The sequence below is a fragment of the Pseudomonas frigoris genome (genome assembly GCF_047758635.1).
Lineage (GTDB): Bacteria > Pseudomonadota > Gammaproteobacteria > Pseudomonadales > Pseudomonadaceae > Aquipseudomonas > Aquipseudomonas frigoris.
The window spans coordinates 4162722-4178837 of the sequence record NZ_CP180479.1 but is presented as its reverse complement, the minus strand read 5'-3'; the positions used below and the strand labels follow the sequence as shown (position 1 = coordinate 4178837).

Below are 16116 nucleotides of genomic sequence, written 5' to 3'. Positions count from 1 at the left end.
GCGGGCCTGATTAGGAGTACTCAACGTTGAGCGGCATTTTGCCAAGAAATGATGGCAGGCTTTCTAAATAAAACTTCATGTGCATCGAAAAGATCGCAGCCTTCGGCAGCTCCTACATTCGATCGCGTTCTAAATGTAGGAGCTGCCGAAGGCTGCGATCTTTTGATTTTTCCATTGAAAACACCGCTCCCGGTCAATGCATAAAACCCGCCGCTACAGACCGCTTCCTTGCAAATTGCATGGCCATTGGAAGTTCAAACTTTATAACTTATTGAAAATCAGCGATTTATTTAAAGTTGGCGACTGGCACGGTGACTGCAATTCCTCCGTTGAAGAGTTGTAACACCATCTTTCCTGCCTGGAGCGATATAACAATGAATAGATCCTCTGATGGTTTCTATCCTGCCCTCGAAGAAACCAGCACGCTCTCTGGCGTGTCGTGGGGGGCGATCTTCGCGGGGGCCGCTGCGGCGGCGGCGTTGTCGTTGATTCTCGTGCTGCTCGGCTTTGGCCTGGGTTTTTCGGCGGTGTCGCCGTGGGCCAATGAAGGGGTGAGCGCCAAGGGCCTGGGCATTTCAACGATTGTCTGGCTGGCGGCTACGCAAATCGTGGCTTCCGGGCTTGGCGGTTACATCGCCGGTCGTCTGCGGGTGAAGTGGGCGTACATGCACGGTGATGAGGTTTACTTCCGTGACACCGCCCATGGCTTTCTGGCCTGGTGCGTGGCAACGCTGGTGACGGCGACGCTGGTGGTCGGCTCGGTCAGCAGCATTGTCAGCGGTGGCGTGCAGGCCGGGGCGAGCATGGTCGGTGGCGCCGCGAGTGCCGCGACTCAAGCAGCCGGCACGGCTGTCGGCAACACTGCCAGTGACCAGTACGGTTACTTCGTCGACAGCCTGTTGCGCGATGATCGCCCGGAGGCGGTCAGTGATGATGCCGTTCGTGGCACTGTGACGCGCATCTTCGTGCGCAGCCTGAGCAACGACGGTCAACTGGCAGCCGAAGACCGCACCTACCTGGCGCAACTGGTTGCCCAACGGACCAACCTCACTCAAGCGGACGCGGAACGTCGCGTTGATGAAGTGTATGCCCGCACGCAAAAAGCCGTGGCCGACGCCAAACTCGCCGCCCAACAAGCCGCCGACACCGCCGCCAAAGTCGCTGCCTGGACTTCACTGTGGATGTTCATTGCGCTGCTGATCGGTGCGTTTTTCGCCAGCCTCGCTGCAACCTTTGGCGGCCGTCGTCGGGATGCCGTGGTGTATCTGGAATCCGACGCTTACGTGACCACCACTTCACAGCCTGTTCGCTAACCCAGGAGAACTACCATGCGCTCACTACTGCTGTTCTTTCTCGGCGTACCGATCCCGATCATCATCCTGATCGCCCTGTTCATGCACTGACTTACGCTGGGGCACTTGCCTCTGCCGCTTCTGCCTCGGGTAGAAGCGGCGTTTCGCGTTTTTTTGGGGGGGGGAACAAAGCCAAAAGATCGCAGGCTTCGCCAGCTCCTACAGGGATCCGCATACATCCGTAGGAGCTGGCGCAGCCTGCGATCTTTTGATCTTCAAACCATCATTCGATCGGTGTACTGACGAAATCCTCAAGCCCCTCGGCATACGCCGTAAACGCACTGATCTGTGGAAACCGATTCACATCCACCTGATCCGGCACCACCAGATGGGTGAAACTCCACGCCACCGCCAACGTAATCCCGTCTTGACCAATCGTCCCGTCAGTCTTCAGCGGCTGCATTTCCAGCTCCCGCTCCAGCGCCGAATAGGCTGCCGCCAGTTGCCCTTCGACCCGCTCCACCCACGGTTCAAACTGAATCTCCGCTGGCCGCAGGTTGCGTTCGTAGTAGAGCTGCACGGACTTTTCGCACGCCGCCAGCCCCAGGCCGATCAGGCGCAACGAGCGCAGGCGTTGATCGAGATCGTCGGGCATCAGGCTGTTGCCAGGACGGGCCAAGGCTTCCAGGTAATCGATGATCAGCGTTGAGTCGATCAACACCTCACCGTCGTCCAGCACCAGAGTGGGCGCTTTGACCACCGGGTTGATCTGCTGGAACTGCTCGAAATGCCGAAACACCGAAACCGACTGGTGTTCCAGTGGAATGCCAAGGCGTTTGGCGGAGATGGCGACGCGCCGCACATAGGGTGAATCCAGCATGCCGATCAGCTTCATTGAACCGCTCCTTCAGATGTCCATTTCGGGATGGACAACCTTAGTCTAGCTTCAGCGAGCTGCAAACGGCGTGCTGCTAATCCTCGAAGCCGACCTGTTCGTGAATCTCATCGACCTTCAACTCCAGCCGATACGCCACGGCAATAAACAACGCCTGGCACAGGCACAGCGTCGCACTCAACGAACGGAAGGCAAACGAGCTACCTTCGTTGACCAGCAGCACGGTGTTGGCGCGCTTTGCCAGAGGCGAGAGGTTGCTGTCGGTGATGATCAGGGTTTTAGCCTGATGGTGCTGGGCAATGCGCAGGCAGTGCTGGGTTTCCTTGCCATAGGGCGTGAAGCTGATGGCGATCACCAGGTCATTGGCGCGCACGCTGCGCATCTGCTCGCGGTAGCTGCCGCCGAGCCCCGAAACCAGATGTATGCGCTTGTTGGTGTGCTGCAGGTTGTAGACCAGGTAATCGGCCACCGCGAACGAACGGCGCACCCCGACCACATAGATATTGTCGGCATTCACCACCAGGTCGACGGCCTTGTCGAAGGCCTGGTCATCCAGTTCCAGCCCCAGCCGTTCGATGCCCGACAGGGTCGCATTGATGCACTCGCGCGCCAGGTCGCCGCCGCTGGCCTTCTGCGACTTGTTGGCAATCATGCTGCGAATGCGCTGCTGGTAGTTCTGCACCGGCGTGGTCTTGTGGGTATAGGCCTCGCGGAACAGTGCCTGCATTTCGCTGAAGCCGCTGAAGCCGAAACGCTGGGAAAACCGCACGATCGCCGACGGGTGCACTTCGCACTCGCGGGCGATGTCGCTGATGCGGTCGACCATGATCCGGTCGCTCTGCTGGCTCATGTAACTGGCGATGCGCTTGAGCTGGCGCGGCAGGCTTTCGTATTCGTTGGTGATCAGCTGCAGCAGACGCTCGGCATTGATCGGGGGGCTGGCGAGATCGCTGTCGGGCGTGCTCTCGGTCGTCGCCGGCTGATCGGTGCGGGTCATAAGGAATCCTTCTGGCTTGTTCTTATAGGGAGGACAGATGGCGTCATCCCCTGACAATAGGTTGGCTGTGCGCAGTCTACAGGGTAGGCCGGAATAAAATCTTGAGCTTGCGGTCAGTACGAGGTGTGCTGAAACGATGCACTGCCTCTGGAACGCCTGTACCCAAGTTTATTGGAAAAAATATTCCATGTAAAAAATATTTGGAATAATTATTGATTGTTCGGTCCCGGACGTTTTAGTCTGCATCCACCAAGAGTGTTCGGCGCGGCCATCGCCCCGAACGCAGGCTGATAAAAATAACAGGAGCCAGCATGGGCCAGACTCGTTTTGCCAGTGGGCGTCAATTGGATCTGATTTGCCTGGGGCGCCTAGGCGTCGACCTCTATGCGCAGCAAGTCGGAGCGCGGTTGGAAGATGTTTCAAGCTTCGCCAAATACCTCGGCGGGTCGTCCGCCAACATCGCTTTCGGCACGGCTCGGCTGGGCCTGAAATCGGCGATGTTGAGCCGGGTAGGGGACGACCACATGGGCCGCTTCCTCGTTGAATCCCTGACCCGCGAAGGTTGCGATGTCAGCGGCATCAAGGTCGATCCGGAACGCCTGACCGCCATGGTCCTGCTGGGCCTCAAGGATCGCGAAACCTTTCCTTTGGTCTTCTACCGCGAAAACTGCGCCGACATGGCGCTGCGGGCCGAAGACATCAGTGAAGCCTTCATCGCTTCCAGTAAAGCCTTGCTGATCACCGGCACCCATTTCTCCACCGACGGCGTCTACAAGGCGAGCATTCAGGCGCTGGATTACGCCGAGAAGCACAACGTCAAACGGGTGCTGGACATCGACTATCGCCCGGTACTCTGGGGCCTGACCGGCAAGGCCGATGGCGAAACCCGCTTCGTCGCCGACCAGAACGTCAGCCAGCATGTGCAGAAAATCCTCCCGCGTTTCGACCTGATCGTCGGTACTGAAGAAGAGTTTTTGATTGCCGGTGGCTCTGAAGATTTGCTCACCGCACTGCTCAATGTTCGGCGCGTGAGCGCTGCGACCCTGGTGGTCAAGCTCGGCCCGCAGGGCTGCACGGTGATTCACGGCGTCATTCCGGAGCGTCTCGAAGACGGCGCCATTTATCCCGGCGTTCGGGTGGAAGTGTTGAATGTGCTGGGGGCCGGCGATGCCTTCATGTCGGGCTTCCTCGCCGGTTGGCTGGAGGACGCGAGCGACGAGCGCTGCTGTCAGTTGGCCAATGCCTGCGGCGGTCTGGTGGTGTCGCGCCATGCCTGTGCCCCGGCCATGCCGACCCGCGCCGAACTCGACTATCTGTTTAACAGCCCGGTGCCGATTACCCGGCCGGATCAGGACGCGGTGTTGCAGCGTCTGCATCAGGTCAGCGTGCCGCGCAAACAGTGGAAGCAGCTGTTCATTTTTGCTTTCGACCATCGCGGGCAACTGGTGGAACTGGCGCACAAGGGCGGTCGCGACCTGAGCGCCATCGGCGAACTCAAGCAACTGTTTATCAAAGCCGTGGAACGGGTCGAAGCCGATTTGCGCGAGCAGGGCATCGAAGCCGATGTCGGGCTGCTGGCCGATCAACGTTTCGGCCAGGACTCGCTGAACGCCGCCACCGGTCGCGGTTGGTGGGTGGCGCGTCCGGTGGAAGTGCAAGGCTCGCGGCCATTGGCCTTCGAACATGGTCGCTCCATCGGCAGCAACCTGATCGCCTGGCCGCAGGAACAAATCATCAAGTGCCTGGTGCAATTCCACCCTGACGATGAGCCGTTGCTGCGTCTGGAACAGGAAGCGCAGATCAAGGGTTTGTACCAGGCATCGCAGGTCAGCGGTCATGAACTGCTGCTGGAAATCATCCCGCCCAAGGATCACCCGTCGACGCATCCGGACGTGCTGTATCGCGCCCTTAAACGCCTCTACAACCTGGGCATTTACCCGGCGTGGTGGAAGATCGAAGCGCAGAGCGCCGAGGAGTGGAAACAACTCGACGAGCTGATTCAAGAGCGTGATCCGTACTGCCGAGGCGTGGTGTTGCTGGGGCTGAATGCACCGGCAGCAGCACTGGCCGAAGGGTTTCAACAGGCCCGCCAGAGCCAGACTTGCCGTGGGTTTGCAGTCGGCCGGACGATTTTCCAGGAGCCGAGCCGCGCGTGGATGGCCGGTGAAATCGACGATGAAGCGCTGATCCGTCAGGTGCAGGGCACGTTCGTTGAATTGATCGATGCCTGGCGCACAGCCCGGAGTTGAACATTTTCAATGTGTGAACACTGAACCTGTGGGAGCGAGCTTGCTCGCGATGACGGCGGCACATTCAACATAGATGTGACTGCCAGACCGCCAGACCGCCATCGCGAGCAAGCTCGCTCCCACAGGGTTTTGTGTCGCTCTTACTGGTTAGGTAAAACAATAAAAGGTGCAGCCATGCCCGCTATTCGAATTGGCATCAACCCGATCTCCTGGAGCAACGACGACCTGCCGTCCCTCGGTGGCGAGACGCCGCTGAGCACCGCCCTGAGTGAAGGCAAGGAAATCGGCTACGAAGGTTTCGAACTCAATGGCAAGTTCCCCAAGGATGCCAAAGGCGTCGGTGACGTGCTGCGGCCATACGACTTGGCCCTGGTGTCCGGGTGGTATTCCAGCCGTCTGGCCCGCCGCTCGGTGGCCGAAGAAATCGACGCCATCGGCAGCCATGTCGAGCTGTTGGCGAAGAACGGCGCCAAGGTGCTGGTGTACGGTGAAGTCGCCGACTCCATTCAAGGCCAACGCATACCGCTGGTTGAACGCCCACGTTTCCACACCGAACGCGCCTGGCAGGAATACGCCGACAAGCTCACCGAACTGGCGCGCTTCACCCTGTCCCAAGGTGTGCGTCTGGCCTACCACCACCACATGGGCGCCTACGTCGAATCCCCGGCCGACATCGACAAACTGATGGCGCTGACCGGCAGTGAAGTCGGCCTGCTGTTCGACTCGGGCCATTGCTACATGGGTGGCGGCGAGCCTTTGCAGGTGCTGCGCAAACACATCGAACGCATCTGTCACGTGCATTTCAAGGACGTGCGCAAACCGGTGGTGCAACTGGCACGCAACAATCTGTGGAGTTTTCCGGACTGCATCATCAACGGCACGTTCACCGTGCCCGGCGATGGCGACATCGATTTTGGCGCTTTGCTCGATGTGCTGCTGGCTGCCGGTTACCACGGCTGGCTGGTGGTCGAAGCCGAGCAGGACCCCGCGGTGGCGCCGAGTTATGTCTATGCCAAAAAAGGCTATGACACCCTGCGTGCGCTGCTCGACGAGAGGACTGCATTATGAGCCTGCTGGTCAAAAGCAATGCCCGTGGCCGGACCATGGTCGAGCTGGGCAAAGGTGAGCTGGAATACGTCGGCTTCGCCGCTTACCGCCTGAGTCTGGGCGAAACCCTGCCGGTGTCGGCCGGTGATAAAGAACTGTGCCTGGTGCTGCTCAGCGGCCGGGTCAGCATCAAGGGTGAAGCGCCGGGGCAGGGTGCGTTCGACTGGGACAACATCGGCGATCGCCAGTCGGTGTTCGAAGACAAATCCCCCTTCGCCGCGTACTTGCCACCCGGCAGTCAGGCGCAAGTGGTCGCGCTCAGCGATGTGCAAATCGCCGTGTGCGCCGCGCCCGGTTCGACCACCAACGGCCTCGGCCCACGGTTGATCAAACCCGACACCATGAAACGCAGCGTGCGCGGCAAAGGCGCCAACACTCGTTACGTCTGCGACATTCTGCCGGACACCGAGCCGGCCCATTCGCTGCTGGTGGTAGAAGTGCGTACGCCGTCGGGCCACTCGTCGAGCTACCCGCCGCACAAGCACGACACCGACGATTTGCCGCACCAGAGCTTTCTCGAAGAAACCTATTACCACCAGATCAACCCACCCCAGGGCTTCGTGTTCCAGCGGGTGTACACCGACGATCGCAGCATCGATCAGGCCATGGCCGTGGAAAACAGCGACCTGGTCGTCGTGCCCAAGGGCTACCACCCGGTCAGCGTGCCGTACGGCTACGAGTCGTACTACCTGAACGTGATGGCCGGCCCGAAACGTGTCTGGCAGTTCCATAACGATCCGCAGCACAGCTGGCTGCTTGATCTCTGAACTAAACAGCCTGAATTCCAATTTCTGCACGGAGAACACGATCAATGAGCAACGCCCCGATCATCGGCCATTACATCCACGGTCAAGTGCAAGACAGCAACAGCGAACGGTTCAGCAACGTCTTCAACCCGGCCACCGGCAGCGTTCAGGCGCGCGTCGGGCTGGCCAGCCAGAAGACCGTAGACGAAGCCGTCGCCTCGGCCCTGAAAGCCTTTCCGGCCTGGTCCGAACAATCGTCCCTGCGCCGTTCGCGGGTGATGTTCAAGTTCAAGGAATTGCTCGACCAACATCATGATGAGCTGGCAGAAATCATCAGCCGCGAACACGGCAAGGTGTTTTCGGACGCCAAGGGCGAAGTCACCCGGGGCATCGAAATCGTCGAGTACGCCTGCGGTGCGCCGAACCTGCTGAAAACCGAGTTCAGCGACAACATCGGCGGCGGCATCGACAACTGGAACCTGCGTCAGCCGCTGGGCGTGTGTGCCGGCGTCACGCCGTTCAACTTCCCGGTGATGGTGCCGCTGTGGATGATCCCGCTGGCGCTGATCACCGGTAACTGCTTCATCCTCAAGCCGTCCGAGCGCGATCCGTCCGCCAGTTTGTTGATGGCGAAATTATTGAGCGAAGCCGGTTTGCCGGACGGTGTGTTCAACGTGGTTCAGGGTGACAAGACCGCGGTCGACGCGTTGCTGCAACATCCGGACATCGAGGCCATTTCCTTTGTCGGCTCGACACCGATTGCCGAGTACATCCACCAGCAAGCCGCCTCGCGCGGCAAGCGCGTGCAGGCACTGGGCGGGGCGAAGAATCACATGATCGTCATGCCTGACGCGGATCTGGATCAAGCGGCGGATGCCCTGATTGGCGCCGCCTACGGCTCGGCCGGCGAGCGCTGCATGGCGATTTCGATTGCCGTGGCGGTGGGCGATGTCGGCGATCAGTTGATTGCCAAACTGCTGCCGCGTATCGATCAACTGAAAGTCGGCAACGGCATGCAGGGCGACAGCGACATGGGGCCGCTGGTGACAGCCGAGCACAAGGCCAAAGTCGAAGGTTTCATCGACGAAGGCGTGGCCCAGGGCGCGCAGCTGATTGTCGATGGCCGCAACTTCAAGGTGCCGGGCGCCGAGAACGGCTTCTTCGTCGGCGCGACGCTTTTCGATAACGTCACGACCGAGATGAGCATCTACCAGCAGGAAATTTTCGGCCCGGTGCTGGGCATCGTTCGGGTACCGGACTTCGCCAGCGCCGTCGCGTTGATCAACGCCCACGAGTTCGGCAACGGCGTGTCCTGTTTCACCCGCGATGGCGGCATCGCCCGAGCCTTCGCCCGCACGATCAAGGTTGGCATGGTCGGCATCAACGTGCCGATTCCGGTGCCGATGGCCTGGCACTCTTTCGGTGGCTGGAAACGCTCGCTGTTCGGCGATCACCACGCTTACGGCGAAGAAGGCATTCGCTTCTACAGCCGCTACAAAAGCGTGATGCAGCGCTGGCCCGACAGCATCGCCAAGGGCCCTGAATTCAGCATGCCGACAGCCAACTAATTCACCTGTGCGGAGAACAACAATAATGAGCAAACCCCTGCGTTTCGCCCTGAACCGTATGGTCGCCCCACGTTTGTCCCTGCCCGCGTTCATCGAGCTGGCGGTGACCCTCAAGGCCGACGCCATCGAAATTCGCAACGACCTTAAAGGCGTCGAGATCGAAGACGGCACCGCACCCGAGCGTGTCCGTGACTTGTGTGCCGCCCAAGGCATTACGGTGCTGTCGATCAACGCGCTGTATCCGTTTGATGTGTGGAATGACGAGCGCCGTGCGCACGCTTTGAAGCTGGCCGCTTATGCCCGTGATTGCGGCGCTCAAGGGTTGGTCATGTGCCCGCTCAACGACCGTACCGACTCGCGTAATGAGGCCGCACGCGCTTCAGGTTTGCGCACGGCGTTGAGTGAGCTGGCGCCGATCCTGCGTGAACACGGCATTCTCGGTTTCATCGAGCCGCTGGGTTTCGAAGAGTGCTCGCTACGCCGCAAGCGCACGGCGGTGGACGCGATCAAGGCCATCGGCGGGCTGGATGTGTTCCGTCTGGTTCACGACACCTTTCACCATCACCTGGCCGGCGAACATGAGTTCTTCCCCGAACTGACCGGGCTGGTGCACATCTCCGGTGTCGACGATGCCGAGGCACCGTTGGCGAGCATTCGCGACGGGCATCGGGTGCTGGTGGGCGAGGGCGACATCCTTGGCAACGCGGCGCAAATCGACACCTTGCTCAGCAGCGGCTACAGCGGCTACCTGTCGTTCGAACCGTTTGCCGACAGCGTCCATGGCCTGGCGGATATCCAGCAGGCGATCGGTGCGAGCATGGACCACCTGCAAAAATCTTTGACCTGACACATCCCCCGTAGGAGCTGCCGAAGGCTGCGATCTTTTGATCTTGATCTTAAAAAGCAACATCAAAAGATCGCAGCCTTTGGCAGCTCCTACAGGGATCGGGTGTGTATTTGAAAGGATCGGTTATGACTACGACACGACTGACCATGGCCCAGGCCCTGGTGAAATTCCTCGATAACCAGTACATCGAGGTCGATGGGGTTCAAAGCAAATTCGTCGCCGGGATCTTTACCATTTTCGGTCACGGTAATGTGCTGGGCCTGGGGCAAGCCCTGGAGCAGGACAGCGGTGACCTGATCGTCCATCAGGGGCGCAACGAGCAAGGCATGGCCCACGCCGCCATCGGTTTTGCCAAGCAACACCTGCGGCGCAAGATTTACGCCTGCTCCTCATCGGTAGGCCCAGGCGCGGCGAACATGCTGACCGCTGCCGCGACGGCGACCGCCAACCGCATTCCCTTGCTGCTGTTGCCCGGCGATGTCTATGCCTGTCGCCAGCCGGACCCGGTGCTGCAACAGATCGAGCAGTTCCACGACCTGAGCATCAGCACCAACGATGCATTCAAGGCCGTGAGCAAATACTGGGACCGCATCAACCGTCCCGAGCAACTCATGACGGCTGCGATCCACGCCATGCGTGTGCTCACCGACCCCGCCGAAACCGGCGCGGTGACCCTGGCCTTGCCGCAAGACGTGCAAGCCGAGGCCTACGACTACCCCGATTACTTCCTGCAAAAACGCGTGCACCGCATCGAGCGTCGTCCGGCGACTGAAGCGATGCTCGGTGATGCGCTGGCGCTGTTCAAAGGCAAGCGCAAACCGCTGATCATTTGCGGTGGCGGGGTCAGATACTCTGGCGCCAATGCCGCGTTGCAGGCGTTTGCCGAGCGCTTCGATATTCCCTTCGCCGAAACCCAGGCCGGCAAGAGTGCGGTGGTGTCCAGTCACCCGCTGAACGTTGGCGGTATCGGTGAAACCGGTTGTTTGGCGGCGAATCTGTTGGCCAAGGATGCGGACCTGATCATCGGTGTCGGCACTCGCTACAGCGATTTCACCACCGCGTCGAAATCCCTGTTCCAGCACCCGGACGTGCAATTTCTCAACCTCAACATCAGCCCCTGCGATGCCCTGAAACTCGACGGTGTGCAACTGCTGGCGGACGCCAACGTCGGCTTGCAAGCCTTGGCTGAAGCCTTGGGCGATTACCGTTCTGCGTGGGGCGATCAACCGCGTCAGGCCAAGGCGCAACTGGACGAGGAAGTCGACCGTATCTATCAGGTCGAATACCAGAGCAAGGACTTCATCCCGGAAATCAACGACCACATGGACCCGGCGGTGCTGCACGAATTCATCGAGCTGACCGGTTCCTGCCTGACCCAGAGCCGCGTGCTCGGTGTGCTCAATGAAACCCTGGCCGATGACGCGGTGATCGTCGCCGCTGCCGGCAGCTTGCCCGGTGACTTGCAGCGCAGCTGGCGCAGCAAGGGCGTGAACACCTATCACGTCGAGTACGGCTATTCCTGCATGGGTTACGAGGTCAACGCCGCACTGGGCGTGAAACTCGCAGAGCCGGATCGCGAGGTCTACGCGCTGGTCGGCGACGGCTCTTACATGATGCTGCACTCGGAGCTGGCGACCTCGATTCAGGAGCGACGCAAGATCAACGTGGTGTTGCTGGACAACATGACCTTCGGTTGCATCAACAACCTGCAGATGGAACACGGCATGGACAGCTTTGGCACCGAGTTCCGTTTCCGCAACCCGGAAACCGGCAAGCTCGACGGCGGTTTCGTGCCGGTGGATTTCGCCATGAGCGCGGCGGCCTATGGCTGCAAGACCTACAAGGTGAACACCGTTGAAGAGCTGCAAGCTGCATTGGCCGATGCGCGATTGCAGACCGTGTCGACGCTGATCGACATCAAGGTCCTGCCCAAAACCATGATTCACAAATACCTGTCGTGGTGGCGGGTCGGCGTGGCGCAAGTCTCCACCAGCGCGCGTACCGATGCGGTCGCCAAGACCCTGAGCGAACGACTGGCCAAGGCCCGTCAGTACTGATTGCCCCTGATACCAACAACAAATTTTCACAGGAGAATCTTCATGTCATTGCTCTCTAATTCACTGCGGATCGGCGTCATCGGCACCGGGGCCATCGGCCAGGACCATATCCGTCGTTGCAGCCAGACCCTGCTCAATAGCCAGGTAGTTGCTGTAACCGACATCAACTTGCAGCAAGCCGCGAAGGTCGTTTCCGACCTGAAACTGACCGCCGAGGTCTATCCCGACGGCCACGCGCTGATCAAGGCGCCAGAAGTCGAAGCGATCCTCGTCACCTCCTGGGGCCCGAGCCACGAAGAGTTCGTGCTGGCCGCGATTGCCGCTGGTAAACCGGTGTTCTGCGAGAAGCCGCTGGCGGTCACCGCTGAAGGCTGCCGCAAAATCGTCGAGGCTGAAGTGGCCCACGGCAAGCGCCTGGTGCAGGTCGGTTTCATGCGCCCGTATGACGAAGGTTATCGGGCACTGAAAGCCGTGATCGACAGCGGTCAGATTGGTGAGCCACTGATGTTGCACTGCGCGCACCGCAACCCGACCGTGGGTGAAAACTACAAGACCGACATGGTGATCACCGACACCCTGATCCATGAGCTGGATGTGTTGCGCTGGTTGCTCGATGACGATTACGTGTCGGTGCAAGTGGTGTTCCCGCGCAAGAGCAGCAAGGCCCTCGCGCATTTGAAGGACCCGCAGATCGTGCTGCTGGAAACCGCCAAGGGCACGCGTATCGACGTGGAAGTGTTCGTTAATTGCCAATACGGCTACGACATCCAGTGCGAAGTGGTGGGGGAGACCGGCATCGCCAAACTGCCGGAGCCATCGCAGGTTCAGTTGCGCAGCGGGGCGAAGTTGTCCAACGCGATTCTGATGGACTGGAAGGATCGCTTCATCGCGGCGTACGACGTCGAGTTGCAGGCGTTCATCGATGGCGTGCGGGCCGGGCAGGTCGGTGGGCCTTCGGCGTGGGATGGCTTCGCCGCTGCCGTCGCAGCAGACGCGTGCATCGAAGCACAGAACAGCGGCCAGATCGTCAAAGTCAGCCTGCCAGACCGCCCACACTTCTACGGCTAACCCCCGATCCCCTGTAGGAGCTGCCGAGTGAAACGAGGCTGCGATCTTTTGATCTTGATCTTAAAAATCAAAAGATCGCAGCCTCGTTTCACTCGACAGCTCCTACAGGGGGGCGGTGTCGAATTTGGGTGAAGGAGAACAATAAAATGCGCATCGCACTAGACCCCTACATGTACCGCACCCTGTCCCTGGACAAGATGGTCGATAAGGTCGCCGAGCTCGGTTACGAACACATCGAACTCTCGCCCCGGGAAGATTTCCTGCCGTTCTACAAAGCACCTCGCGTCGACAAGGCGCGGATCAAGGAATTTCGCAAAGCCCTGAGCGACACCGGGGTCAAACTGTCTTCCTTATTACCGATGTACCACTGGGCCGCTGCCGACGAAGGCCTGCGTGTTGCCGCCGTACGCAACTGGAAACGGGCGATCCAGATTGCCGTGGAGATGGACTGCGAGCTGGTCAACACCGAGTTCACCGGCCAGTCGGACAACCCGCTGGTGTGCGAGAACCAGTTCATGCGCTCCATGGACGAGCTGATCCCGGAGTTCGAACGCGAAGGTATCAAGCTTGATATTCAGGCTCATCCTTACGACTTCTGCGAGCGTAACAACGAATCGGTGGACATCATTCGCGGTCTGGATCGCGAGTGGATCAACTACCTTTACGCGGCGCCGCACACCTTCTTCTATGACGACGGCAAAGGCGATATTGCCTCGATGCTCAAGTATGCCGGGTCGAAGCTGAGCCACCTGATCATCGCCGACACCTACAACCACAAGGCTTCTTCCGGGTTGCGCTACATCGTCAACCCGCCGGGTGTCGTCGCCACCGTGCACCAGCATCTGGATATCGGTCAGGGTGAAGTCGATTGGGACGCGTTTTTCGGCACCTTGCGCGAGATTCAGTTCGACGGCATCGCCACGGTCTCGGTGTTTGCCTGGGAAGACCGGCCGGATGAATCCAACCGGATGATGCTTGAACGGGTCAAAAGCGAACTCTGCCGCTGACGACACCACAAACCCCTGTAGGAGCTGACGAGTGAAACGGGGCTGCGATCTTTCAAGATCAAAAGATCGCAGCCTCGTTTCACTCGTCAGCTCCTACAGGACCGTTTCGATCGTCATAACAATAAGAAGGAGTTGATTCATGCGTATCGGACTTGTCGGTTACGGCCATGGCGGCCGGTTTTTCCATGCTCCGCTGATCAGCAGTTTGCCGGCGGCGAAGTTCGTGGGTGTGGTCACCCGTTCACCGGAGCGCCGACAATTGCTGGCGGCCGAGCACCCTGGGGTGCCAGCGTTCGACAGCATCGGCCAACTGGTGGAGGCCGGGATCGATGTGCTGGTGGTGTCCACTCCGCTCAAGGGCCGTCCGGCGCTGGTGCTCGATGGCATCGAACACGGTGTGGCGGTGGTCAGCGACAAACCGTTCGCCGCTGATGCGCAGCAAGCCCAAACCCTGATCACTATGGCCGAGCGCCAGGGTGTGCAGCTCAGCGTCTACCAGAACCGGCGCTGGGATTCGGACTTCCTGACCGTGCGCAAACTCATCGAGTCCGGCGCGCTGGGCCAAGTCACCCGTTTCGAATCGCGGATCGAGCGTTACTCACCGCAGGCGGTGAACAACGGCAGTGGCGGTGGCTTCCTGCGCGATCTCGGTAGCCATCTGGTGGATCAGGCAATGCTGTTGTTCGGCCCGGTGACACGGGTCTACGCCGAGCTGGATTACCTGGAAAAAGGCCAGGTCTTCGATAACGGCTTCTTTATGGCCCTGACCCATGCCAGTGGCGTCACCTCCCACCTGGGCGGCAGTTGCCTGCAAAACACCCCCGGCCCGCGCTTTCGGGTGACCGGCACCCAAGGTTGTTACAGCGTCGATGGCCTGGACGGGCAAGAAGCATCGACACTCGCCGGGCTCTCGCCCAAATCCGAAGGTGAGCGCTGGGGCGTTGAAGAGCATCGCCGCTGGGGCTGGTTCGAACAGGGCGAAGTGCGCGAGCGGGTTCCCTCCGAGCGCGGTTGCTGGAATCAGTTCTATTTACAGCTGCAAGCCGCGTTGCAGAGCGGTGGCCCACTGCCGGTGGATGCCCGTGATGCACTGGCGACCACCCGCGTGCTAGACGCTGCGCGACTGAGCGCCGAGCGGCATCAAGTGGTGGCATTGAGCCCGGTAGAGAGCCATGGAATAAAATTAGAATAAAATTCTAAAATGAGTTGATATAGAAATTATTTTCTAATAAAGTCATTTTCAGCGACCTGCCTCGCAACCTGTTTCAACCCTTTTCCTGCTTGCTTGCCTGCTTACTGAAATCGTCACGCCTCATCCATAAAACCAACAAGAATGTGGAGAAAGACTTTTCATGAAGACCAAGATCCGCTTCGCCTCACTTGCCTTGTCCCTGATGTTCGCCAGTGGCGCGGCGCTCGCCGATATGAAGATCGGCGTCAGCATGTCCCAATTCGATGACACCTGGCTGACCTACCTGCGCGAATCCATGGACAAGAAAGCCAAGTCCTATCCCGAGGGCGTGCAGCTGCAATTCGAAGACGCCCGCAGCGACGTGGTCAAGCAGTTGAGCCAGGTCGAAAGCTTCATCAGCCAGAAGGTCGATGCCATCGTGGTCAACCCGGTGGATACCGCCGCCACCAAGAAAATCACCGAAGCCGCCGTCAAGGCCGGCATCCCGCTGGTCTACGTCAACCGCCGTCCCGATGACCTGAAGCTGCCCAAAGGCGTAGTCACTGTCGCCTCCAACGATCTGGAGGCCGGTGAAATGCAGATGCAGTACCTGGCCGACAAAATGGGTGGCAAGGGCGACATCGTGATTCTGCTGGGCGACCTCGCGAACAACTCCACCACCAACCGCACCAAGGGCGTCAAAGACGTTCTGGCCAAATACCCGAACATCAAGATCGAGCAAGAGCAGACCGGCATCTGGTCGCGGGACAAGGGCATGACCCTGGTCAACGACTGGCTGACCCAGGGCCGCAAGTTCGACGCGATCGTGTCCAACAACGACGAGATGGCGATTGGCGCGGCCATGGCCCTGCAACAGGCGGGCGTCGAAAAGGGTAGCGTGCTGATCGCCGGTGTCGATGGTACGCCCGATGGTTTGAACGCGGTGAAGAAGGGCTCCCTGGCGGTCTCGGTGTTCCAGGACGCCAAGGGTCAGGCGGACGGTTCGATCGACACCGCCGTGAAAATGGCCAAGAACGAGCCGGTTGAACAGGCCGTGTGGGTGCCATACCGCTTGATCACCCCGCAAAACGTCGACACGTTCAAATAGCCCG

At 59.8% G+C, this 16116-nt stretch carries 13 protein-coding genes; 11 read left to right on the top strand and 2 right to left on the bottom strand.

Annotation, left to right across the window (positions count from 1 at the left end; all coding sequences use genetic code 11):
• Positions 1-374: 374 nt before the first annotated feature.
• Positions 375-1313: a hypothetical protein gene (locus ACMXYH_RS19155; RefSeq protein WP_415764495.1), complete on the top strand. Its 939-nt coding sequence runs from the start codon at positions 375-377 to the stop codon at positions 1311-1313.
• A 262-nt stretch (positions 1314-1575) separates the two neighbouring features.
• On the opposite strand, the gene ACMXYH_RS19150 is transcribed toward ACMXYH_RS19155, so the two are convergent.
• Together ACMXYH_RS19150 and ACMXYH_RS19145 are read right to left on the bottom strand one after the other, a co-directional pair.
• Positions 1576-2187: a glutathione S-transferase gene (locus ACMXYH_RS19150; RefSeq protein WP_415764494.1), complete on the bottom strand. Its 612-nt coding sequence runs from the start codon at positions 2185-2187 to the stop codon at positions 1576-1578.
• Between the two features lie 76 nt (positions 2188-2263).
• Entirely contained in the window at positions 2264-3184 is a 921-nt protein-coding gene (locus ACMXYH_RS19145; RefSeq protein WP_033057626.1) for a MurR/RpiR family transcriptional regulator, read from the bottom strand.
• Between the two features lie 311 nt (positions 3185-3495).
• Here ACMXYH_RS19145 and ACMXYH_RS19140 point away from each other — a divergent pair, with 311 nt between their 5' ends.
• From ACMXYH_RS19140 to ACMXYH_RS19095, 10 genes are all read left to right on the top strand, one after another.
• Complete coding sequence (locus tag ACMXYH_RS19140; RefSeq protein ID WP_415764493.1) at positions 3496-5433, top strand: bifunctional 5-dehydro-2-deoxygluconokinase/5-dehydro-2-deoxyphosphogluconate aldolase; 1938 nt, start codon at positions 3496-3498, stop codon at positions 5431-5433.
• Between the two features lie 174 nt (positions 5434-5607).
• The gene (iolE, locus tag ACMXYH_RS19135) at positions 5608-6501 is read left to right on the top strand and encodes a myo-inosose-2 dehydratase (protein ID WP_415764492.1); all 894 of its coding nucleotides are present in this window, start codon (positions 5608-5610) and stop codon (positions 6499-6501) included.
• A complete protein-coding gene (gene iolB, locus ACMXYH_RS19130; protein ID WP_095131192.1) occupies positions 6498-7307 on the top strand; it encodes a 5-deoxy-glucuronate isomerase in 810 nt (269 codons plus the stop codon). Before iolE ends, iolB begins: the two co-directional genes overlap by 4 nt.
• Positions 7308-7351: 44 nt before the next feature.
• Positions 7352-8854 (top strand): CoA-acylating methylmalonate-semialdehyde dehydrogenase, encoded by a 1503-nt coding sequence (locus ACMXYH_RS19125; protein ID WP_415764491.1) that lies wholly within the window; start codon positions 7352-7354, stop codon positions 8852-8854.
• A gap of 25 nt (positions 8855-8879) precedes the next feature.
• Positions 8880-9701 (top strand): TIM barrel protein, encoded by an 822-nt coding sequence (locus tag ACMXYH_RS19120; RefSeq protein ID WP_415764490.1) that lies wholly within the window; start codon positions 8880-8882, stop codon positions 9699-9701.
• Positions 9702-9826: 125 nt separating this feature from the next.
• Positions 9827-11758 (top strand): 3D-(3,5/4)-trihydroxycyclohexane-1,2-dione acylhydrolase (decyclizing), encoded by a 1932-nt coding sequence (gene iolD / locus ACMXYH_RS19115; protein ID WP_415764489.1) that lies wholly within the window; start codon positions 9827-9829, stop codon positions 11756-11758.
• A gap of 42 nt (positions 11759-11800) precedes the next feature.
• A complete protein-coding gene (locus ACMXYH_RS19110) occupies positions 11801-12826 on the top strand; it encodes a Gfo/Idh/MocA family protein (protein ID WP_415764488.1) in 1026 nt (341 codons plus the stop codon).
• A gap of 146 nt (positions 12827-12972) precedes the next feature.
• Positions 12973-13833 (top strand): sugar phosphate isomerase/epimerase family protein, encoded by an 861-nt coding sequence (locus ACMXYH_RS19105; RefSeq protein ID WP_415764487.1) that lies wholly within the window; start codon positions 12973-12975, stop codon positions 13831-13833.
• Positions 13834-13972: 139 nt separating this feature from the next.
• A complete protein-coding gene (locus ACMXYH_RS19100; protein ID WP_415764485.1) occupies positions 13973-15025 on the top strand; it encodes a Gfo/Idh/MocA family protein in 1053 nt (350 codons plus the stop codon).
• Positions 15026-15185: 160 nt separating this feature from the next.
• Positions 15186-16112 carry a sugar ABC transporter substrate-binding protein gene (locus ACMXYH_RS19095; RefSeq protein ID WP_134417173.1) on the top strand — a complete coding sequence of 309 codons (927 nt, stop codon included), beginning with the start codon at positions 15186-15188 and terminating at the stop codon, positions 16110-16112.
• Positions 16113-16116: the final 4 nt, after the last annotated feature.